21 protein-coding genes are annotated in these 21,407 nt (G+C 63.4%); 16 read left to right on the top strand and 5 right to left on the bottom strand.

Features of this window, described 5'->3' with window-relative positions; all coding sequences use genetic code 11:
* Nucleotides 1–107 precede the first annotated feature (107 nt).
* Together dapD and dapC are read right to left on the bottom strand one after the other, a co-directional pair.
* Complete coding sequence (gene dapD, locus ACQ4WQ_RS04475; protein WP_070223998.1) at nt 108–935, bottom strand: 2,3,4,5-tetrahydropyridine-2,6-dicarboxylate N-succinyltransferase; 828 nt, start codon at nt 933–935, stop codon at nt 108–110.
* 17 nt (nt 936–952) lie between these two features.
* On the bottom strand, nt 953–2,182 hold the full coding sequence (dapC, locus tag ACQ4WQ_RS04480; protein ID WP_436494953.1) for a succinyldiaminopimelate transaminase: 1,230 nt from the start codon (nt 2,180–2,182) through the stop codon (nt 953–955).
* Between the two features lie 185 nt (nt 2,183–2,367).
* Here dapC and tsaB point away from each other — a divergent pair, with 185 nt between their 5' ends.
* From tsaB to ACQ4WQ_RS04500, 4 genes are read left to right on the top strand one after another with little or no spacing between them, the layout of a single operon-like run.
* Nucleotides 2,368–3,093: a tRNA (adenosine(37)-N6)-threonylcarbamoyltransferase complex dimerization subunit type 1 TsaB gene (gene tsaB / locus ACQ4WQ_RS04485; protein ID WP_436494955.1), complete on the top strand. Its 726-nt coding sequence runs from the start codon at nt 2,368–2,370 to the stop codon at nt 3,091–3,093.
* Nucleotides 3,093–3,581, top strand: a complete 489-nt coding sequence (gene rimI / locus ACQ4WQ_RS04490) for a ribosomal protein S18-alanine N-acetyltransferase (protein WP_436495956.1) — start codon at nt 3,093–3,095, stop codon at nt 3,579–3,581. The genes tsaB and rimI overlap by 1 nt, the downstream gene beginning before the upstream one ends.
* Nucleotides 3,578–4,453: a uracil-DNA glycosylase gene (locus ACQ4WQ_RS04495; RefSeq protein WP_436494957.1), complete on the top strand. Its 876-nt coding sequence runs from the start codon at nt 3,578–3,580 to the stop codon at nt 4,451–4,453. Before rimI ends, ACQ4WQ_RS04495 begins: the two co-directional genes overlap by 4 nt.
* Complete coding sequence (locus ACQ4WQ_RS04500; protein WP_436494959.1) at nt 4,446–5,372, top strand: DUF1853 family protein; 927 nt, start codon at nt 4,446–4,448, stop codon at nt 5,370–5,372. The genes ACQ4WQ_RS04495 and ACQ4WQ_RS04500 overlap by 8 nt, the downstream gene beginning before the upstream one ends.
* Nucleotides 5,373–5,408: 36 nt before the next feature.
* Here the strand turns inward: ACQ4WQ_RS04500 and lplT are convergent, their stop codons facing one another.
* Nucleotides 5,409–6,671 carry a lysophospholipid transporter LplT gene (gene lplT, locus ACQ4WQ_RS04505; protein ID WP_326457901.1) on the bottom strand — a complete coding sequence of 421 codons (1,263 nt, stop codon included), beginning with the start codon at nt 6,669–6,671 and terminating at the stop codon, nt 5,409–5,411.
* A gap of 248 nt (nt 6,672–6,919) precedes the next feature.
* Here lplT and alr point away from each other — a divergent pair, with 248 nt between their 5' ends.
* From alr to fliD, 4 genes are all read left to right on the top strand, one after another.
* The gene (alr, locus tag ACQ4WQ_RS04510) at nt 6,920–8,011 is read left to right on the top strand and encodes an alanine racemase (protein WP_436494961.1); all 1,092 of its coding nucleotides are present in this window, start codon (nt 6,920–6,922) and stop codon (nt 8,009–8,011) included.
* 73 nt (nt 8,012–8,084) lie between these two features.
* Nucleotides 8,085–9,461 carry a DNA repair protein RadA gene (gene radA / locus ACQ4WQ_RS04515; RefSeq protein WP_046683923.1) on the top strand — a complete coding sequence of 459 codons (1,377 nt, stop codon included), beginning with the start codon at nt 8,085–8,087 and terminating at the stop codon, nt 9,459–9,461.
* A 136-nt stretch (nt 9,462–9,597) separates the two neighbouring features.
* Nucleotides 9,598–9,918, top strand: a complete 321-nt coding sequence (locus ACQ4WQ_RS04520; RefSeq protein ID WP_436494963.1) for a PilZ domain-containing protein — start codon at nt 9,598–9,600, stop codon at nt 9,916–9,918.
* A 232-nt stretch (nt 9,919–10,150) separates the two neighbouring features.
* Nucleotides 10,151–11,536 (top strand): flagellar filament capping protein FliD, encoded by a 1,386-nt coding sequence (fliD, locus tag ACQ4WQ_RS04525; protein ID WP_436494965.1) that lies wholly within the window; start codon nt 10,151–10,153, stop codon nt 11,534–11,536.
* Here the strand turns inward: fliD and ACQ4WQ_RS04530 are convergent.
* Nucleotides 11,533–12,333 carry an AraC family transcriptional regulator gene (locus ACQ4WQ_RS04530; protein WP_436494967.1) on the bottom strand — a complete coding sequence of 267 codons (801 nt, stop codon included), beginning with the start codon at nt 12,331–12,333 and terminating at the stop codon, nt 11,533–11,535. The two genes, fliD and ACQ4WQ_RS04530, sit on opposite strands and share 4 nt — an antisense overlap.
* Before the next feature lie 100 nt (nt 12,334–12,433).
* On the opposite strand from ACQ4WQ_RS04530, the gene ACQ4WQ_RS04535 reads away from it, so the two are divergent.
* From ACQ4WQ_RS04535 to ACQ4WQ_RS04545, 3 genes are all read left to right on the top strand, one after another.
* Complete coding sequence (locus ACQ4WQ_RS04535; RefSeq protein WP_436494969.1) at nt 12,434–13,669, top strand: MFS transporter; 1,236 nt, start codon at nt 12,434–12,436, stop codon at nt 13,667–13,669.
* Nucleotides 13,670–13,701: 32 nt separating this feature from the next.
* Nucleotides 13,702–14,196, top strand: coding sequence for a ribonuclease E activity regulator RraA (gene rraA / locus ACQ4WQ_RS04540; RefSeq protein WP_436494971.1), 495 nt, complete (start codon nt 13,702–13,704; stop codon nt 14,194–14,196).
* 166 nt (nt 14,197–14,362) lie between these two features.
* Nucleotides 14,363–15,001 (top strand): choice-of-anchor C family PEP-CTERM protein, encoded by a 639-nt coding sequence (locus ACQ4WQ_RS04545; protein ID WP_326457893.1) that lies wholly within the window; start codon nt 14,363–14,365, stop codon nt 14,999–15,001.
* A 108-nt stretch (nt 15,002–15,109) separates the two neighbouring features.
* Here the strand turns inward: ACQ4WQ_RS04545 and ACQ4WQ_RS04550 are convergent, their stop codons facing one another.
* Nucleotides 15,110–15,493 (bottom strand): MerR family transcriptional regulator, encoded by a 384-nt coding sequence (locus ACQ4WQ_RS04550; protein WP_436495958.1) that lies wholly within the window; start codon nt 15,491–15,493, stop codon nt 15,110–15,112.
* A gap of 83 nt (nt 15,494–15,576) precedes the next feature.
* Between ACQ4WQ_RS04550 and ACQ4WQ_RS04555 the strand changes: the two genes are divergently transcribed.
* The 5 genes from ACQ4WQ_RS04555 to ACQ4WQ_RS04575 all read left to right on the top strand — a co-directional run bounded on the left by ACQ4WQ_RS04555 (nt 15,577) and on the right by ACQ4WQ_RS04575 (nt 21,381).
* Nucleotides 15,577–16,014: a hypothetical protein gene (locus ACQ4WQ_RS04555; RefSeq protein ID WP_436494974.1), complete on the top strand. Its 438-nt coding sequence runs from the start codon at nt 15,577–15,579 to the stop codon at nt 16,012–16,014.
* Nucleotides 16,015–16,103: 89 nt separating this feature from the next.
* Entirely contained in the window at nt 16,104–17,921 is a 1,818-nt protein-coding gene (locus ACQ4WQ_RS04560) for a DUF4153 domain-containing protein (protein ID WP_436494976.1), read from the top strand.
* A 93-nt stretch (nt 17,922–18,014) separates the two neighbouring features.
* Nucleotides 18,015–19,193, top strand: coding sequence for a DUF7832 domain-containing protein (locus tag ACQ4WQ_RS04565; protein ID WP_436494978.1), 1,179 nt, complete (start codon nt 18,015–18,017; stop codon nt 19,191–19,193).
* Between the two features lie 166 nt (nt 19,194–19,359).
* The gene (locus ACQ4WQ_RS04570; protein ID WP_436495960.1) at nt 19,360–19,905 is read left to right on the top strand and encodes a LysE family translocator; all 546 of its coding nucleotides are present in this window, start codon (nt 19,360–19,362) and stop codon (nt 19,903–19,905) included.
* Nucleotides 19,906–19,914: 9 nt separating this feature from the next.
* Complete coding sequence (locus ACQ4WQ_RS04575; RefSeq protein ID WP_436494980.1) at nt 19,915–21,381, top strand: aminotransferase-like domain-containing protein; 1,467 nt, start codon at nt 19,915–19,917, stop codon at nt 21,379–21,381.
* The last annotated feature ends 26 nt before the right edge of the window (nt 21,382–21,407 follow it).

Consider the following 21,407-nt stretch of genomic DNA (forward strand, 5'->3'; position numbering starts at 1 on the left):
GACAGGATGGGGAAGGGCTGCGCGACGATTGAGTTTGTGTTCTAGAAATGAAAATGTCCCGCCGGAGCGGGACATTCAGGTCTTACTAATGCCTTACAGCACGCTGATTAAATACCGCGCAGCAATTCGTTGATGCCCGTTTTCGCGCGGGTTTTTGCATCGACGCGCTTGACGATCACGGCGCAGTACAGCGAGTACTTGCCGTCTTCCGAAGGCAGGTTGCCCGAGACCACGACGGAGCCGGCCGGCACGCGGCCGTAGGTCACTTCGCCCGTGGCACGGTCGTAGATCTTGGTCGACTGGCCGATGTACACGCCCATCGAGATGACCGAGTTTTCTTCGACGATCACGCCTTCGACGATTTCCGAACGGGCGCCGATGAAGCAGTTGTCTTCGATGATGGTCGGGTTCGCTTGCATCGGTTCCAGCACGCCGCCGATGCCGACGCCGCCGGACAGGTGGACGTTCTTGCCGATCTGCGCGCAGGAACCGACGGTGGCCCAGGTGTCGACCATGGCGCCTTCATCGACGTAGGCGCCGATGTTGACGTAGGACGGCATCAGCACGACGTTCTTGGCGATGAAGCTGCCGCGGCGGGCGACGGCCGGCGGCACCACGCGGAAACCGCCCTTGGCGAAGTCTTCGGCCGTGTAGTTGGCGAACTTGGTCGGCACCTTGTCGTAGAACTGCATCGTGCCATCCGATGGCAGGACGACGTTGTCTTCCAGGCGGAACGACAGCAGCACGGCTTTCTTGACCCACTGGTTGACGACCCAGTCGCCCGAGGTTTTTTCCGCCACGCGGATGCTGCCGTTGTCCAGGCCATTGATGACGTGGGAGACGGCGTCGCGCAGTTCGGCCGTGCCGTTGCGCGGATTGATCTCGGCGCGGTTTTCCCAGGCCTGGTCGATGATGGTTTGCAGTTGTTGGCTCATGATGATGTCTTGTTCATTTAGTTGGTTGATGCGGATGCGGAAAGCTGCTGGCAGAATTTTACTATGCGCAACGCCGCTTCCAGCCCTTCGGCCGTTTCGGCCACCAGGGCCATGCGGATGCGGTTGCGGCCCGGATTGATGCCGTGCGCGTCGCGCGCCAGGTAGCTGCCAGGCAATACCGTGACATTATATTCGGCGTACAGGCGTTGCGCGAATTCGGTGTCGGACAGTCCCGTGCGGCTGACGTCGGCCCACAGGTAGAAGCCGGCGTCCGGCAATTGCACGTCCATCACCGATTGCAGCAGCGGCGTGATGGCGTCGAACTTGGCGCGGTACTTGGCGCGATTTTCCTCGACATGGGTTTCGTCGTTCCAGGCCGCGACGGAGGCCGCCTGCACGGCGGGGCTCATGGCGCCGCCGTGGTAGGTTCGGTAGAGCAGGAATTTTTTCAGTACTTCCGCGTCGCCGGCGACAAAGCCCGAGCGCATGCCCGGCACGTTCGAGCGCTTCGACAGGCTGGAAAACACCACCAGGCGCGCATACGGGCGCTCGATGGTGGACAGGCCCAGCATGTGCGCCGCCTGCAGCGCGCCCAGCGGAGGCGTGTCGCCGTGGTAGATCTCGGAATAGCACTCGTCGGCGGCGATGACGAAGTCATAGCGCTCGGACAGGGCGAACAGGTGTTCCCAGTCCGTCAGGGTCAGCACGGCGCCCGTCGGATTGCCCGGCGAACACAGGAACAGCAGCTTGACCTTTTCCCATACCGAGGCGGGCACGCTGTCGTAATCGCAGCCGAAATTGCGCGCCGGGTCGGAATTGACGAAATACGGTTCGGCGCCGGCCAGATAGGCCGCGCCTTCATAGATCTGGTAGAACGGATTCGGGCTGATCACGAGCGAACCGGCCGACGGATCGATCACCGTTTGCGCCAGCGCAAACAGCGCTTCGCGCGAACCGTTCACGGGCAGGATTTGCGTGGCAGGATTGAGCTTGGGGATGCCATAGCGGCGCTCGAGCCAGCCGGCGATGGCGGTACGCAAGGCTTCCGAACCGATGGTGGTCGGATAGCTGGCCAGGCCGTGGATATTGTCGACCAGCGCCTGCTCGATGAAGGCTGGCGTCGGGTGCTTGGGTTCGCCCATGCCCAGGCTGATGGGCGCGTACTCGGGATTGACCGTCACGCCGGCAAACAGCTGGCGCAGCTTTTCGAAGGGATATGGTTGCAGTTTAGCAAGAAGTGGATTCACGGAGCGGACCAGGGCAAGAGTGGGGTGATAGTGTCGCGTATGGATTGCCTGGCATTGCGCAATGACGCCGGTCAAGCAATCAGCTTAGCCTTTTATTATAGCCGTCCTCGGGCGCGGGCTGTGCAAGTGGGCGTTGTTGACCTGCACGGCATGTCGCTCCCGGGCTTGGCAAGGTAAAATACGCTATGTCTACCTTACTTCCCACCCTGCTTGCCATTGAAACATCGTCCGAACTCGCGTCCTGCGCCTTGTTGTGCGGCGATGTCGTCCTGTCCCGCGCCTCGTCGGGCGTGCGCACCCATTCCCAGTCGATCTTGCCGATGGTGCAGGAATTGCTGGCCGAAGCGGGCGTGACCCTGGCCGACGTCGACGCCATCGCCTACGGCTCCGGCCCCGGCTCGTTTACGGGCGTGCGCACGGCCTGCGGTATCGCGCAAGGCCTGGCCTACGGCGCCAAGCTGCCCGTCGTGCCCGTCGTCACGCTCGACGCCATGGCGCTCGCCTGCCACCAGCAGCATGGCGCGCAGCGCATCGTGACCGTGCTCGACGCCCGCATGGGCGAAGTGTACTGGGCGCAATATGACTATCAAAATGGTTTACAGGCCGTCCTGCCGCCGGCCCTGAGCGCGCCGGCCGGCGTGGCGCCGCAAGGCGACGTGGTTGGTTGCGGCAACGGCTTTGGCGCCTATGCCGAAGCGCTGGCCGCGCTGCCGTGCGCCGCCACGGCCGATGCCGCCATCATGCCGCACGCCGTGCAAGTGGCGCAGCTGGCGCGCATCGCCTTTGCCGCCGGCCAGTGCGTGACGGCGGCCGAGGCGCAGCCTTTGTATTTGCGCAACAAGATCGCTTATACCAGTGCCGAGCGCCTCGACATGCAACAGGCCAAGGCCGCTGCGGAGTCGGCGCAATGATGGAAGCGGGCAAGGACAAGACCGCAGGCTGGGACTTGCTGCGCCTTGATTATCAGCCGATGCGGGAAGCGGACTTGGAGGAAGTGCTGGCGCTGGAACGGCGCGTGTATCCGCATCCCTGGACGCACGGCAACTTCGTCGATTCCCTCCAGAGCGGCTACCCGGCCTGGGTGCTGCGCGACGTGGACGGCACCTTGCTCGGCTACTTTTTGCTGATGCTGGTCGTCGACGAGGCGCACTTGCTGAACGTGGCCGTCGAGGGCGCCATCCAGGGCCAGGGACTGGGCCGCTTCCTGCTGAACCAGTCCTGCGCCTGCGCGCGCCAACTGGGCATGGAATCGGTGCTGCTGGAAGTGCGCCCGTCGAATACGCGCGCACTCGATATTTACCAGCGTTATGGATTTGAACAGATAGGCCGGCGCAAGGGATACTATCCGGCCAGCAACTCGCAACGTGAGGACGCCATCGTGATGCGTTATACCTTATGAGCCGCAGCGCCGTTTTCCTCGATGAAATGGGCGTGGGGCCATTGTGGCGCTTGCGCCAGGGCGTGGCGCCCGAGGTCGTGGATATTGTCGTCGAGGCTGCCGTGGAGGTGGAAGTCGTCGTGGCGGAGCCCGTGGCCGAGGCCGTTGAAGCCGTTGAAGCAGTGACCGAGGTGGTCGCGGAGCTAAGGGCCGAGGCGCCCGTCGCCGTTGCCGTTACGCCAGTGCCTGCCGCCGCGCCCGACGACACTGCCTGGTTCGACGACGCGCCGCCACCGCCGCCCGCCAGGCAGCTCAGCGATGCCGATATCGCCGCCCTCGACTGGGATGGCTTGACGGCCGCCGTGGCCAAATGCGCGCGCTGCGACTTGTGCAAGACGCGCAAGGGCGTCGTCATGGGCCGTGGCGACCGCCAAGGTGCCTGGCTGATGCTGGCCAGCAGCCCATCCCGGCTGGAAGAGCGGGAAGGGCGCGCCTTGCCGGGCGAACAGGGCAAATTGCTCGACAATATGCTGAAAGCCATCGCCGTCGATGCGGACAGCGATGTCTATATTACCCACTTGCTGAAATGCCGTCCGCTCGACGAGGCGGGCCAGGAACGCTTGCCCACCGAGGCCGAGTCCGCCGCCTGCCGTCCGTATTTCGACCGTGAACTGGCCCTGCTGCAGCCGCGCACTATTTTGACGCTCGGTTCGATGGCCGCTGCCGGCATCAATCCCGGCGAAAAGCCCGTACGGGGCAAGGTGCGCCAGCTGGGCAGTGCGTCCGTCGTGGCTACCTTCCACCCAGAGCAACTGTTGCAGGACGGGACGGGCAAGGCCAAGGCGCGCGCCTGGGCCGATTTGTGTCTGGCGAAAAGCACGCACGGTGGTTGAGACATTTCAGGTCCGCTTCGAGCAGCGCTGGGGACGTCTGACGCACCCCCGCGTGCGTGCGCTGGCCTGGCTGCTCGACTCGCCCGACTTGCTGGACCCGTCCAGCCTCCACTGGGGCGGGCGCGTCGCCAGTCTGCCTGCCGTCACGCCTGTCGTGGCGGCGTGGCTGGGCGCGCTGCAGGACGATCCGTCGCCGCTCGATGCGGCGCTGGGGCCGAAATTCTATTCCCGCCTGGGCCTGTACGCTGAAAAGCTGCTGGCCTTTTATTTTGAGCAACATGGCTTGCTGGCTGCGCATGGCTTGCAAGTGCAGGTGAACCGCAACGACACGGTGGGCGAGTTCGATTTCCTGCTGCGTGACGAGAATGAATTGTTGCACTGGGAATTTGCCACCAAGTTCTACCTGCTGGAAGGGGCGCCCGATCCAGGCGTCTTCAACCACTTGATCGGCCCCAACCTGGCCGACACCCTGGGCTTGAAGATGCGCAAGATTCTCGACAAGCAACTGGCCCTGTCCCGCCATCCGGCCGCGCAAAGCCTGCTGGCGCAGCCCGTGCGCGCGGCGCAGGCGCTCGTCAAGGGCTGGCTGTTTTATGCGGCAGGCGTGACGCCCGCCATGGACGGCATTTCCCCGGAGCATGGTCATGGTTTCTGGTGCACCCCCGCACAATTGCCGCAGCAACGCTATGTCGTGCTGCCGCGCCTGCAATGGCTGGCGCCGTTCAAGGGCCGCGATGTGGACGTGCTGGACGTGGAGGCCTTGCGCGCGCAGTTGTTTGATCTGGCGCAACCGGTGATGGTGGCCACCGTGGATACTGTCGAAGGCTGGGAAGTGGAGCGCACGCGCGGTTTTGTCGTGCCGCATGACTGGACGCAGCAGGCTGCCGCGCGGCGGCTGACAGGCGCGCTGCCTGGGTAATGTTGGGGTCAGACCCGGCGGGTCAGACCCCAGAAGTTAATGCTTTTGCTCGCCAATCAGCGACAGATTGTCATGCTCAGCCTGGTTCAGCTTGTGCTTGCGCATGATGGCGTACATGGTGCCGGCGACGAACAGGCCGAACAGGGTGATGATGATGTTGAGCGGCAGGTGCAGACGGATCATGATCGAATACACGGCCAGCATGGTGAGAATCGACAGGTTTTCATTGAAGTTCTGCACGGCGATGGAATGGCCCGCACTCATCAGGACGTGGCCGCGATGTTGCAGCAGGGCATTCATCGGCACGACGAAGAAGCCGGACAGGGCGCCGATCAGGACCAGCAGCGGGTAGGCGATCCACACGGAGTGCACTTGCGTCATCATCATGACGATCACGCCCATGGCGATACCGAGCGGAATGACGGTCAGCGACTTGCGCAGGGGTATGAAGCGCGCCGACAGCACGGCGCCGGCGGCCACGCCGATGGCGACCACGCCCACCAGGCTGGTCGCCTTGTCGAACGGCATGTTCAGCGATTGCTTGGCCCATTCCAGCACGATCAGCTGCAAGGTGGCGCCGGCGCCCCAGAACAGGGTCGTCACGGCCAGGGTGATCTGGCCCAGCTTGTCTTTCCACAGGATGGAATAGCAATTGGCAAAATCGGTGATCAGTTTGATAGGATTGCGTTCCTGGTGCGGATACACGCAGCCTGTGTCGGGAATCTTCAGGTTGGCCAGGGTTGCCAGCGCATAGATGCCGACCACGACGCACAAGGCCGCTTCCGTCTTGTTGGTGATGCCGGTGTCGATCAGGGGGATGTCGATGGCGAGCAGCATGTCGGACACGTGGCCGCTGACGAGCGCGCCGCCCATGACGGTGCCGAGGATGATGGAAGTGACGGTCAAGCCTTCGATCCAGCCATTCGCCGCCACGAGCTTTTCCGGCGGCAGCAGTTCCGTCAGGATGCCGTACTTGGCGGGCGAATACACGGCCGCGCCAAAACCGACGACGGCGTAGGCCAGCAGCGGATGCACGTGGAAGAAGACGAGGGCGCAGCCAAAGATCTTGACCATGTTGGCGATGAACATGACCTTGCCTTTCGGCAAAGCATCCGCGAAGGCGCCGACAAAAGCGGCCAACAGCACGTAAAACAGCACGAACGATAATTTAAGTAGCGGCGTGATCCACGCCGGGGATTTCATGGACACCAATAAATCGACGGCGACAAAAAAGAGGGCGTTATCGGCCAGCGAGGAAAAGAACTGCGCCGCCATGATGGTATAAAAACCACGATTCATTCTGGAATGCCTGAAATCATATCTGGCTTGCTTTATACCACGAAAAAACGGCAAACCCCAAGTTTGGACGGGGCTGCTTTGCATAGTCTTGCCTAAGCGAAGCTTAATTATTCTGCCGTAGAAAAATACACATACATGTGAGCATTTTATAAATGATGTCCTCTGCATGCGACCTTGGGGTGTCTGCAGTGTCCGCATACTGCGCATCCGGTAAAATACGGCTTTCCCACTTGCCGTGTGTCACGCTTATGCCCAGGCCACTCCTCGCCACCATCCATCTCGATGCCATGCAACACAATCTGGCGCGCGCCCGTGCCGGCGCCCGCGGCGCCAAGGTGTGGGCCGTCGTCAAGGCAAATGCCTATGGTCACGGCCTGGAACGGGCCATGCGGGGCTTTGCCGAGGCCGATGGCCTAGCGCTGGTCGAGGTCGATTATGCCGTGCGCTTGCGCGAACTGGGCTGGCGCAAGCCCATCTTGCTGCTGGAAGGGTTTTTCGATGCCAGCGATTTGCCGGTCATGGCCCAATATGGCTTGAACGGCAGCGTGCATTGCGAGGAACAGATCGCCATGCTGGAAGCGGCGCGCTTGCCGCACGCCATCGATGTGCACCTGAAAATGAATACGGGCATGAACCGCCTGGGCTTCACGCCGCACGCCATCGCCGCCGCGTATGCACGCCTGCGCGCCATGCCGCATATCGGCACGATCACCCTGATGACGCATTTCGCCAATGCGGACGAGGCGGGGCCCACGCGCTTGCCTTTGGCCCAGCAGATGTTGCGTTTCGAAGCCGGCGCGTCCAGCATCGGTACGCCGCTGCCGCGCAGCCTGTGCAATTCGGCCGGCCTGCTGATGCACCATCTGGACAGCGACTGGGTGCGCCCCGGCATCATGCTGTACGGCGGCACGCCCAGCGGCGCTCCCGGTGGCACGTCCGCGCAGGCGTTCGGCTTGCTGCCCACGATGACCTTGCGCAGCAGCATTATCGGCATCCAGGACATCGCCGCTGGCGACGTGGTGGGCTACGGCAGCCGCTACGAAGCGGCCGGCAATGTCAAGGTGGGCGTGGTGGCGTGCGGCTACGCGGACGGCTACCCGCGCCACGCACCCGAAGGCACGCCCGTGCTGGTCGACGGCGTGCGCACGGGGCTGATCGGCAGGGTGTCGATGGATATGCTGATGGTCGACCTGACCCACGTGCCGGGCGCCAAGGTCGGCAGCGCCGTCACCCTGTGGGGCCAGGGCATGCCGATCGACGAGGTGGCCCTGGCCGCCGGCACCATCGGCTACGAGCTGATGTGTGCACTGGCGCCGCGCGTACCGGTGAGCGAAGCGTAGGTGACGCGGAAGCGCGGTTTGTATATACTGTATATATAACCAGCTGTTTCATTTTACCCGGGCAAAGTACACCATGGCAAAAGTCAAGACCATCTACACCTGCAGCGATTGCGGCGCCATCAGCAACAAATGGATGGGGCAGTGCACCTCGTGCAACCAGTGGAATACCATGGTGGAAACCCTGCCCGAGACGGGCGGCAACAACCGCTATTCGAACCCGCAGCATATGTCGCTGGCGCAGACGGCGCCCGTGCTGTCGCTCGACGATATCGACGCCATCGACGTGCCCCGTTTCGGCACGGGCATCGAGGAATTCGACCGCGTGCTGGGCGGCGGCATGGTGGCGGGCGGCGTGGTGCTGATCGGCGGCGACCCCGGCATCGGCAAGTCGACCCTGCTGCTGCAGGCGCTGGCCAACATGTCGCACCACAAGCGCGTGCTGTACGTCAGCGGCGAGGAATCGGGCGCGCAGATCGCCCTGCGCGCCAAGCGCCTCGTCATCGATGCCAAGGAACTCAAATTGCAGGCGGAGATCCAGCTGGAAAAGATCCTCTCCACCTTGAATGACCTGAAACCGGAAGTGGTGGTCATCGACTCGATCCAGACCGTGTATTCGGACGCCCTCAGTTCGGCGCCCGGTTCCGTGGCGCAAGTGCGCGAATGTGCGGCGCAGCTCACGCGCGCGGCCAAGCAGACGGGCGTGACCATCATTCTGGTCGGCCACGTGACGAAAGAGGGCGCGCTGGCCGGCCCCCGCGTGCTCGAGCACATCGTCGACACGGTGCTGTATTTCGAGGGCGATGCCCATTCCAGCTTCCGCCTCGTGCGCGCCATCAAGAACCGTTTCGGCGCCGTCAATGAGCTGGGTGTGTTCGCCATGACGGAAAAGGGCTTGAAAGGGGTGTCGAACCCGTCGGCCCTGTTCCTGTCGCAGCACGACAACCAGGTGCCGGGCTCGTGCGTGATGGTGACGCAGGAAGGTACGCGCCCCTTGCTGGTGGAAATCCAGGCCCTCGTCGACACCAGCCACTTGCCCAATGCGCGCCGGCTGTCCGTCGGCCTGGAACAGAACCGCCTGGCCATGCTGCTGGCCGTGGCGCACCGCCACGCGGGCATCGCCGCCTTCGACCAGGACGTCTTCATCAACGCCGTCGGCGGCGTCAAGATCACGGAACCGGCGGCCGATCTGGCCGTGTTGCTGGCGATTAATTCGTCGATGCGCAACAAGCCCTTGCCGCGGGGACTCGTGGTGTTCGGCGAGGTGGGGCTGGCTGGCGAAATCCGTCCCGCGCCACGGGGCCAGGAGCGCTTGCGCGAAGCGGCCAAGCTGGGCTTTACCCTGGCCGTGGTGCCCAAGTCCAACCTGCCGAAGCAGGTCATCGAAGGCCTCAAGGTCATCGGCGTGGAGCGCATCGACGAAGCGTTTAATAAATTGCGCGATCTGGAGTAAAAGTTGGTATGGTTTAAATGCCAAGCTTGAGACAAGTCAAACAAAATTTCCGTTTGGAACTATAATATTTGTCCGATGGATTCCCTGGTGAATCCGCATCGACAATGAATTAATAGAGAAAGAGAAGCGGAATACAGTGTCAGTTGAGCAAAGGCAGGGCGCACGCAAGATATTGCGTGCCAAGGCAATGTTGGTAATGGATGGCGCGGGCCCCGTGGCGGCGCGCACCCTCGATGTGGGGCCGGGCGGCATGTCGGCCGTCATCGCTGAACCGGTGCCGACAGGCAAGCAAGGCAAGGTGCTGTTCGAGCTGTTTTACGACGGCTCGGCACACATCATCGAGGCGCGCGTGTCCGTCTCGCACTGCATTTTCAGCAGTGCAGGTTTCAAGGTGGGACTCACTTTCCTGCAACTGGACATGGCTGTCAGCAGCGCCATTTCGAAATTCATGCGTTGAGGCATGCCCGCAGAGGAGTGGCAAGTACAATGCGCTAAAATGGTGCATATGGGTTTGCAGTCAGGAAAAACCTGTTCTGTTCGCTGTTTTGATATTCCGGTAATACTGCATAATTATCAACCAGAAGAGGGACCTTGCCGCGCCATGCGCGCCTGCGGTCCGTTTCGAGCGCTGCGCGCGGTCACGACCTGAACCGTGTGCCATGACCTTACACCCGACGGGAACGCCTACCATGTTTAATTCGACCATCAACAGCAGGGCTTACACCAACAACACGCAGCAGACGACGCAGGGCAATATCTCGGCCGATGTGTATGCGAAGGTGGAGCGCCAGATGCAGTCGCAGAACACGGGCGTCGTCAAGCTCAATGCCAGCCTGGCGCGCGACCAGGCCAAGTTCTCGGGCCTGGGTCAGCTGCAATCGGCGTTGGCGAAATTCCAGACCGTGGCCAAGAACATGGCCGGCAGCGGCCTGGCCACGTCGGCCACGTCGACCACCAAGGATGTGCTGAGCGCCACTACTACCGACAAGGCCGTCAGCGGCAGCCATGAGCTGAACGTCAAGCAGCTGGCGCAGGGGCAGACCCTGCAGAGCGGCGTGCAGAAATCGTCGAGCGCGGCCATCGGCACGGGCGCGCCGGCGCTGGTCAAGATCGAAGTGGGCACGGCCGACGGCAAGCAATTTACGCCCGGCAGCGGCAAGATCATTTCGCTGACGATAGACAGCAGCAACAATAGCCTCGACGGCATCGCCGCCGCGCTCAAGCAGCAGGGCATCGACGCCAGCGTGGTCAAGGGTGCCGATGGCTACTCGCTGGCCATCAATGGCAAGAGCGGCGCCGACAGCAGCATGCGCATCAGCGTGTCCGGCGACGCGGCCGTCAGCAACCTGCTCAGCTATGCGCCCGGCGCCGGCAAGGGCCTGCAGCAGACGGCCGCCGCGCAGGACGCGCTGCTGACCGTCGACGGCAAGGAGATCAAGAGCGCCACGAATACCCTGACGACGGCCGTCGAGGGCGTCACCATCGAATTGAAGAAAAAGGGCACGACGGACCTCGTCATCGCCAAGGACAGCAGCCAGATCGCGACCAACGTGGCCAGCTTCGTCACGGCCTACAATGAGCTCAACAGCAAGTTGCAGAGCCTGCAGCAGGGCGATTTGAAATCCGACACGGCCCTGGGCCAGGTGCGTTCGCAGATGGAGCAAGTGCTGCGCACGGCCAGCACGGGCGTGCCATCGTCGGTACTGGGCAGCGCCGGCGTGACCTTGGGCAAGAGCGGCGAGCTGGTGCTCGACGACAAGAAACTCAAGGCGGCCATCGCGGCCGATCCGGACGCCGTCAGCAAGATGTTTACCAATAACGGTAAGGGCGTGGCGGACCAGTTCGCCAGCAAGATCGGCGAGCTGACGGGCGAAACGAGCATCATCCGCAAGGAAGTGCAGACGGTCGGCAAGGAGATCACCACGCTGACCAACAAGAAAGCCGTGCTGGCCAAGGCGCTGACGGCCCAGGCGCAGGCGCTGGTGAAAGCGTATTCGGCCCAGGAACAGATGGGGGCGAACTCGGCCCTTCCCGGTTATACGGGCAAGAACTCTTTATTCGACTTCATGGCTTAAGAGCGTTCGCCCTGGGAAAAGAACGCCGACGGTGAACTGCCGAAAGTCTTCTTGAACATGGCGGAAAAGGCCGACTGGCTGGCGTAGCCCAGTTCTTCGGCCACCTGCGACAGCGGCACGCCGCGCGCGATCAGGGGCGCCGCGTGCGCCAGGCGCACCTGCTGGCGCCACTGGCCAAAACTCATGCCCAACTCCCGTTCGAACAGCCGCGCCAGGGTACGCTCCGAGGCGCCGACCAGCTGCGCCCAGTGTTCCAGGGTCTGGTTACAGCCCGGTTTCTCGATCAGGCTGTCGCACAGGGTCTTCAGGCGCTTGTCGCTGGGCAAGGGGACGCGGATGGGGCGCGTGGCCGAGCGTTTCAATTCATCGAGGATCAGTTCGGCCAGCAAGACCTCGCGCGCCGGTTCCTGGCCCGGGTCCAGCTGTTCCAGCGCCATGATCAGCTGGCGCAGCAGGTTCGATACTTCCAGTACCTTGCAGTCGTTCCCCGCGAACGGCGCGCGCGCCGCATGGATGCACAGGGGGCGCAAGCGGGTTTTTTCCAGTATCGTGACGGCATGTTCCACGTTGGGCGCGATCCAGATGGCGCGCATGGGCGGCAGCACCCAGCTGCTGTTGTTGGCGGTAATGCGCAGCACGCCTTCGAGCGCCATCGTGACCTGGCCCCAGGGGTGGGTATGCGGTAACAAGAATTCATCGGCTTGCAGGTCGCGCGCGATCATCGTCACGGGGATGGTCGCGCTGGGCGCTTCCCGCGGCGGACACATGCGGGTATGGTGGAGGATAGGTACACCCATCAGCTTGGCCTTAATTCGATAAATTATGTCGTCCTGTCGGAAAACAGACGATGGTATTTTGCATACACTTGAGTTTTACCAGTATAAGACAGGGTATGACATGATAACAACTAACTCGGCATCCGAACTTCCCTCCTTGCGCGGCGATGCGCGTGTCATCGCCCTGGTGGGGCTGGCGCATGGCGTGTCGCATTTCTACCACCTGATCCTCGCGGCCCTGTTCGTCTGGCTGAAACCCGCCTTCGACCTGTCGTATGCGGAACTGGGCCTGCTGATGACGGTGTTCTTCATCATCTCGGGCGTGGGCCAGGCGCTGGCCGGCTTTGTCGTCGACCGCTTCGGCGCCCGCGCCGTGCTGTTTTCCGGCATTTTCCTGCTGGGCGTGTCGGCGCTGGCCCTGTCCACCGCGCACAGCTATGCGGCGCTGATGCTGGGCGCCATGCTGGCCGGCATGGGCAACAGCGTGTTCCATCCGGCCGACTATACCATTCTCAACCAGCGCGTCTCGGCGGCCCGCGTGGCCTACGGCTTTTCCGTGCATGGCATCAGCGGCAACATCGGCTGGGCCCTGGCACCCCTGTTCATGACCTATGTCGCCACCCATTACGACTGGCGGGTCGCGCTGCAGTGCGCGGCCGTGCTGCCGTTCGCCGTGCTGCTGATCCTGTTCCTGAACCGCCACGCCATCCGCCCCGAGCCGGTCAAGAAGGCCGCAGCGGGTCAGCAAGCTGGCGGCGAAGGCACCCTGGATTTCCTGCGCCTGCCCGCCGTGTGGATGTGCTTTGCCTTCTTCTTCATTACCGCCATCGCCCTGGGCGGCATCCAGAGCTTTGCCAGCGTGGCCCTCGTCAAGCTGTACGACATGAGCCTGGCGCTGGCCACCAGTGCCTACACGGCCTATATGCTGGCTTCGGCTGTGGGGATGCTGGCCGGCGGCGTGGTGGGCGCGCGCAGCAAGCAGCCGGACCGCAACGTGGCGATCGCCTTTTCCGCCGCCGCACTGCTGGCCGTGCTGCTGTCCCTGGCCGTCGTGCCGGCCTGGGGCGCCGTCGTGCTGATGGGTGCCATCGGCCTGACGTCGGGCGTGGCGGGGCCGTCGCGCGACCTGATGATACGCGCGGCGGCGCCTAAGAATGCCACGGGACGCGTGTATGGCGTCGTGTATTCGGGCCTCGACAGCGGCCTGGCCGTGGGGCCTTTGTTCTTTGGCGCGCTGATGGATGGCGACCATCCGGCCCTGTTGTTCGTCTTCATCGGCGTGTTCCAGGCGCTGGCGATTGCCACGGCCGTGGGCGTGGGCGGCAAAACGCGTGCCGCGGCGCTGCAAAAGGCATAGAATCGTTGCCATCTGCAACGAAAGGAGTCCCCATGACCTTTGCCACCACCGACCTGTGCGACGACTATGCGGCCATGCTGGACGATGGCACCCTGGCCGTGCTGCCGCCCGTGTACCGCGCCTACGGCCAGCGCATGCGCTTCAGCGGTCCCGCCGCCACCTTGCAAGTGTTCGAGGACAACGCCCTCGTGCGCAGCACCCTGGAAACGCCGGGCCAGGGCCGCGTGCTGGTGATCGATGGCGGCGGCAGCCTGCGCCGCGCGCTGGTGGGCGGCCAGCTGGGCGTGCTGGCCGAAAGCAACGGCTGGGCCGGCATCGTCGTCGATGGCTGTATCCGCGACAGCGAGGAAATCAACGTCTGCCAGATCGGCGTGCGCGCCCTGGCCACGCATCCGCGCAAGAGCGGCAAGACGGGCGCCGGCCAGCGCGACGTACGCGTGCAGATCAGCGGCGTGGCCGTGCATCCGGGCGACTGGATCTACGCCGATGCGGACGGCATTCTGGTGGCGCGGCAACAACTCGATTGACGGCGCGAGGGGCGCGCCATGCCCTCAGTGCCGCGCAAGGCGCCAGGGAACGTTACAAATTATCCACATTCAATATATTTCTGCAAAGTTCTTTGATTTTGATCATGGCTGAGATATGATTTCACTTAAGGTAACTTTAATGCCTATAAGGCAAGGAAATCAGATCATGAAAATCGCCACCATCGCAGCAGTTGTCGCCCTGTTCGCCGCAGGCACCGCCAGCGCCAGCCCCGTCAATCTGATCACGAATGGCAATTTTGAGACGGTTGCGCCCGGCTCCACGTTTTCCAGTGGCTTCCAGGTCGTCAACAACGGTTCGTCGGCTATCACGGGCTGGACCGTAGGCGCCAGTTCCGTCGACCTGATCCGCAATGCGTACAATGCCATCGATGGCTACAGCATCGACATGCTGGGCACGCCTGGTCCTGGTTTCCTGTCGCAAAATTTCAATGTCGTTGCCGGCCAGACGTACAACCTGAGCTTTGACATGGCGCGCAATTCCGGCGGTCCCGCTGGCCAGGGCGTGGCTGTCACTTTCGGTGGCGTGGCCGGTAATTTCTACTCGACGGCTGCCGCCTCGAACACCTTGTACAGCAACACGCTGAGCTTCACGGCCGCTTCCACGGGCCTGGCGACCCTGTCGTTCGCCAGCGCCGCCAAGGCCGGCACGCCGTTCGACAACTATTCGGGCGCCGTCATCGACAACGTGTCGGTGAGCGCCGTGCCAGAACCGGAAACCTACGCCATGCTGCTGGCCGGCCTGGGCCTGATGGGTTTCCTGCGCCGCCGCAAGGCTGCCAAGTAAGCCGGGGTTGCCCGACATCAAACCGCCTGGTGCCATGCACAGGCGGTTTTTTTACGTCAGGGGTCTTGCGCGCCGCCCGCGCCCAGCAGGAATAGCCAGGGCAGCAGTTCAGGGATTCGCATCGGCATCGCCACGCAACGGGCACGCCGCCGCTGCCGCCCCCATACGCCGTACCAATTCGCCGCGCAATTGTGTCAATCCATCGATGCGCGCATCGATTTCACCGAGCTTGCGCGCCAGCGCCGCGCGCAGCTGGTCCGCCGTGGCGGGATCGCCGGCGGCCGCCAGCAGCGGCATGTCGGCTTCGATTTCCGCCAGGGTAAAGCCCAGCTGCTGCGCCGTGCGCAGGTAGCGCAGCCAGTCGGCCGCCTCGGGCGGGTAGTCGCGGTAGCCGTTCGCGCCGCGCCGCGCGCGCAGCAAGCCCCGTTTTTCATAGAAGCGCAGGGTATCGCGGCTCAAGCCCGTCGCCTGTGCCATCTCGCCGATCTGCATGGTTTTTTCTTTCATAAAATGCTTGACCCTGGAGTGTACTCCAGCCTCGATCATGGGCGCTTTCCACTGACAGGAGTTCCCCCATGTTGTCCGTTTCCGCTTTTCGCCGCGTGGTGCGCGCCAGCGCCATTTATGATGTGCTCATGACGGCCCCGTTTACCACGCCGTGGACGTTTTTGCAGCTGCGCGAGCACTTGAACGTTATCAACGTGGGCCTGGGCGGCGCGCCGCTGCCGCTCTTCGAACCCTTGCATCTGCTGATCAGCAGCTTGTTTGGCAGCGTGGTGATGGTCTGGTCGGTGCTACGCATGCTTGACCCGCAGCCGCGCTTCGGCCGCTACGACGCGGCGGCGCGCTACCTGTTTTCGACCTGGATGGCGTGGGCCTTGCTGGTGACGGGCCAGCCCGTGCTGTGGCTGTTCCTCGTGCCGGAACTGGCCTGGGGCGTCGCGCAAAGCCTGCCTCTGCGCGGCGCCGGAGGCGGGCGGGAAGGGCGCGCGCACGAATCGCTGTTGAGATGAATATAACGAAATGCAATAATGGCCGTGCTTTACAGCAATAAACGACTATTAAAGGAATGACTATGCAGCAGGATGCCGCAGGAAAAAACATGGCGTTGCTCGATCCGGTGGTGGCGCCGCGCATCGCGGTAACGCGCCTGGTGGCGGGCCTGCTGCAAGGCTTGCTGCTGTACTGGCTGTACAGCACGGCGCAAGACAAGGTGTGGCCCGCGACGGAAGCCTACCTGCTGGCGCCATTGATGCTGATCGGCCTGCTGCTGCCCATCCTGCTGGTGTCCAGCCTGGGCCACATGTCGGTCAAGCGCATCGCCCTGTGGATGACGGGCGCGGCCGTCGTGCTGGCCGTGCTGGCCTGGCACGACGTGGCGCGCGGCGCCGAACACGTGATCTGGGGTAATTACAAGCCCGGTGCGCCGCTGCGCGTGATTTCCGCCCAGCTGTTCGGCTTCTGCGTCGTGGGCTTGTATATCGCCCACGCGCTGGTGCTGGCCAGCGCCCAGGATGGCCAGCGCATCGCGCGCTATCCCACCTACTTTGAAATCGCCTGGAAGCTGGGCATCCAGCTGCTGTTTTCCCTGCTGTTCGTGCTGGGCCTGTGGCTGGTGCTGTGGCTGGGCGGGCAGCTGTTTCTGCTGATCAAGCTCAGTTTCCTGAAAAAGCTGCTGGGCCAGGCCTGGTTCGTGATTCCCGTCATCTGCTTCGCGTTTTCGTTCGCCATCCACATCACGGACGTGCGCCCATCCATCGTGCGCGGCATCCGCACCTTGCTGCTGGTGCTGCTGTCATGGCTGGTGCCGATCGCCGCCGTGCTCGTTTCCGGTTTCCTGCTGACCCTGCCATTCATCGGCTTCGAGCGCCTGTGGGCCACGCGCCATGCGGCCTCCGTGCTGCTGGGCATGGCCGGCGTGCTGGTGGTGCTGATCAATGCCGCCTTCCAGAATGGCGAAGTGGGCCATGGCGTGGCGCGCGGCATCCGCCTGGGCACGCGCCTGGCATGTTTGCTGCTGCCGTGGGTGGTCGGCATCGCCATTTATGCGCTGACCCTGCGCGTGATGTCGCATGGCTGGACTTCCGACCGCCTGATCGCCGCCGCCTGCCTCTTGATCGCCACCTGCTACGCCGCCGGCTATGCCTGGGCGGCCAGCAAGTACGGCGACTGGCTGCACCTGATCGCCAACGTCAACGTGGCCACCGCCTTTGTCACCCTGCTGGTGCTGTTCGCCCTGTTCTCGCCGCTGGCCGACCCGGCGCGCATTTCCGTGGCCAGCCAGATGGCGCGCCTGGACAGCGGCAAGGTTGGCGTGGACAAGTTCGATTTCGAATACCTGCGCTTCCAGGGCGCCCGCTATGGCCAGGCGGCCCTGCAGGAATTGAGCAAACGCACGACGGGACCGGATGCGGCCATCGTGCGGGCGCGCGCCGAAGCCATGCTCAAGCGCCAGAACCGGCTCGACGAGACGGGCGCACTGAGCGACGTGTCGATCAACCTGACCCTGCGCCCGGCCACGGCGAAGCTGCCGGAGAGTTTCCTGCGCCAGGACTGGACGCAAGTGAGCCCGGCCTGGCGCCTGCCGGCCTGCCTGAAGCGGGCAGGGCAGCAGTGCGACGCCTACCTGCTCGATTTCGATGGCGACGGCAAGCAGGAAGTGCTGCTGATCAGCAACGACCCGCGCGCCTCGTCGGTCTTGCTGGCGGAAAAGGACGACGGCAGCTGGACCGCGCGCGGGCAAATCCCCACGGACGCGCTGCGCTGCAAGCCCCTGCGCGAGAAACTGCAGGCGGGCGAGTTCCAGCTGGTGCCGCCGAAAGTGCGCGAGCTGGAAGTCGATGGCCAGCGCGTGCCGATGACCTTGTATACGCAGGAGGACGAGCTCAGCTGCCCGGAGGAGACGGCGCCGGGTCCCTGAATGGCTATCCAGGTCAGGCCGTTGGCAAGCACGCTGGTCATGATGCTGGAGTAACGCAAGGTGATTGTTTCGATATCTTTATAGGTTTGCACAATGGCGTATGACAGGATTGATTGGCATTCTGGCGGAAAATATCCCGATGATTTGCCGGAAGAGAATGGCGGCATCCATATCGGCATGTTCCTGGCCTGGTTGGTGCACCAGGATATGGCGGGCGATTTCCACCGCACAGATTCTGCCGAGGAGCTAAGGCGTCTGGCAACTCGGGAAATGACCGGGCTTGAATTTCTGCTCGATGCCTGCGATGGCAAGCTATGGGAAGACGATCTCAACGATCAGGGCAATGCTTTCACCGTTGACTATTACGATAAAAAGTCGGCATTTGCCCAGCAGCATGGGAGCTTTCTGCAAGACTATTGTGACGTATTCAACCGTCACGCCGCCGCGCACGGCTTTGAGTATCCCAGCGTCTATCACGTCGAGAATACCTGGGAGAAATTCGATCTACTGAAACCCATCCTCGACCAGCGCTACAGCCAATGGCAAGCGTGGTCGGCCGATCCCGCCAACCGGCAGCGCGATCCCAAAACCCAGTTTCTTCATGCCTGCCAGGAAGTCGGGAAATTTCTCGCGCCGCATGGCTTCAAGCCCAACAAGACAGGAACCGTTTGGAAGAAGACGGCTGCCGACAAGGACACCGTTTTTGAGGTATCGTTCGAGTCCGAGCGCTATAACTCCCGCAGCGATGTGCGCATGAAGGTCGACCTCTCCATCGCCAGCAAAGCCCTCAAGAAATGGCTTGCGGAGAAGGGGGGCGGAGCTGGTTACGATGGCTCCATTCTGTTCGGCGGCTTGCTTCGGCCCGAAAAAAACGCCAGCGCCATGATCTGGCAGGTGGCGGGTTTGACGGCGCGTTCCTCGATTGAGCAGATGTGCCAGTTGCTTGCCGAACGCGCCCTGCCGCTTTTCTCCTTGTTCGCCGATCGTGCGCGGGCGCTTGAACATCTTGCGTCGCATGGGAGTGGCTTTCCCGCCATTTGCGATCCATCGCCTACCCCTTTGTCATTTTTGTTGTGCTTCGGGACCCAGGAACAGGCGCAGCGGTTTTTCGCTGGCTACGTTGCTTCCAGGCCATCCCCGTGGCGGCGTAATATCATCCAGACATTCACCAGGCTTCAAGCAGGCGAGGTGTGGGAATCTTCCGCCTACTCGAACGAAAGGGACATCAAGCTGGCGTTTCAAAGCGGCCTGATGTTGCCGCAAAAGTCCTGACTTTCGTATCGCCGCTGTAGCAGTGGTTCGACTGATACAGCATGTGCCTGTACGCGCCGCCTTGTGCCTTGTCGCCGCCGTGCCGCGCTTCTAGACTGGGGCCTTCTCCACGCTGCGACTGCCTGCCATGACCGAACTCCTGCCCCTGATGAGCTATTGCTTTGTAATGTCCGCCACGCCCGGGCCGAATAACGTCATGCTGGCCACCACCGGCGCCAATTTCGGCTATCGGGGGGCGCTGCCGGTCATTCTCGGCATCCAGGTCGGCATCTTTGTGCAGACCATGCTCATGTGCGTGGGGTTGGGCAGCGTGTTCGTCGCGTATCCGATGGCGCAGCAGGTACTGCGGATCGCGGGCGCACTGTATCTGGTGTTTTTGGCCTGGAAGCTGGCCGGCGCCTCGGTGGCGGGAAGCAGCGCGCCGAAGGCCGTGTCGTTTGCGCAGGCGGCGCTGTTTCAGGCGCTGAACCCCAAGAGCTGGCTCAAGGCGATCACCATGGCGTCGGTCTTCATGCCCGCGCACGGCAACATGCTCGCCAGCGCGCTGCTGGTGTCCGTGATCGGCACTGTGGTGGGCATGCCGTGCAACGCCATGTGGGCGCTGTTCGGCGTCTCGATCCGCAGCGTGCTGAAAGCGCCGCGCAACCAGCGCATCTTCAATTTGACGATGGGCGCCATCCTGCTGGTCCTCGCCGTGATGTTTTTACGCTAGACTTGCGCCATGTTCGCCATCGACCGCTCCTCACCCATCGCCCTCTTCCAGCAGATCGAGGCTGCATTGCGCCAGCAGATCGCGCAACGCATCCTGCCTGGCGGGACCAGGCTGCCGTCGATCCGCCAGCTTGCCACGCAGCTTGCGGTCAGCACCAACACCGTCGTGGTCGCGTATGACAGGCTGGTGGCCGCCGGCGTCATCGATACGCACGGCACGGCGGGCTTCTTCGTTTGTGCACCGGCCGACGCCAGCCGCGCCATTCCCGACGAGGTGGCGCTGGAAGCGGGCCAGGAGCAGGAGCCGGTCTGGCTGAGCCAGCAAGTGAACGACCAGCGGCCGGGCGTGCTGCTGGCCAGCAGCGGCGCCTTGCCGCCCACCTGGCTGCAGGATGCGCTGCCGGCGGCGGCCGTGCAACGCGGCCTGGCGCGCAGCGCGGCCGGCATGGCCTCGCGCTGTCCGCCGCAAGGGCTGGCCGAACTGCGCGAGCAGATCGCGCTGCTGATGCGCGGCATCGGCATCGCGGCGGACGCCAGCCACATCCTCACCACGTTCGGCGGCACCCATGCCATCGATCTGATCTGCCGCACCTTCCTGCAGCCCGGCGATACGGTGCTGGTGGAAGACCCCGGATACTTCCTGATGTTTGGCCGGTTGCGCCAGGACGGCGTGCGCCTGGTGCCCATCCGGCGCCGTCCCGATGGCCTCGACCTGGACGAGCTGGAAGCGGCCTGCCGCACCCACCGTCCGCGCCTGCTGTTCGTGCAGACGGCCTTGCACAATCCCACCGGGTGGAGCAGCAGCGCCGCCAACCTGCACAAGGTGCTGATCATGGCGCAGCAGTATGGCTTCCTGATCGCCGAAGACGACGTGCACGGCCATTTCCAGCCGGGCCACAGCACGCGGCTGGCATCGCTGTCGGGACTGGACGGCGTGATCTACTATTCCAGCCTGTGCAAGGCGCTGAGCCCGGCCCTGCGCATGGGCTACCTGGCTGCCGCGCCGGCCCTGCTCAAGCCCTTGATGCGCACCAAGATCCATTCCATCATGACTTTGCCCGCGCTGAACGAATACGTGCTGCTGGAAGTGCTCAAGGCCGGCAACCTGCGCAAGCACCTGGAGCGGCTGCAACGCAAGATCATGGTGGCGCGCAACGCCAGCACGCGGCAACTGAGCGCGGCCGGCGTGCTGTTCGAGCAGCCAGGCGATGCGGGCATTTTCCTGTGGGGCTCCATGCCCGAAGGGCTGGACGTGGACTTGCTGGTGCAGGACGCCTACCGCAACAAGATCCTGCTGATGCGCGGCGCCGCGTTTTCGGCCAACGACACGCCCGACCAGCACATCCGTTTCAACGTCGCCTTCAGCCAGCATCCGCGCGTGAGCGCCTACCTGGAAGAACGCCTGCAGGCGGTGGCTGGCGCGCGCTCAAGCCTGGCCCGCGCCAGCGCCGCCGCCGGCATCGGGGGCACGTCCTGAGCACCGGCCGAGAGGGCAGCTATCGT

This window comes from Janthinobacterium goodfellowi (assembly GCF_051380695.1).
Taxonomy (GTDB): Bacteria; Pseudomonadota; Gammaproteobacteria; order Burkholderiales; family Burkholderiaceae_D; genus Janthinobacterium.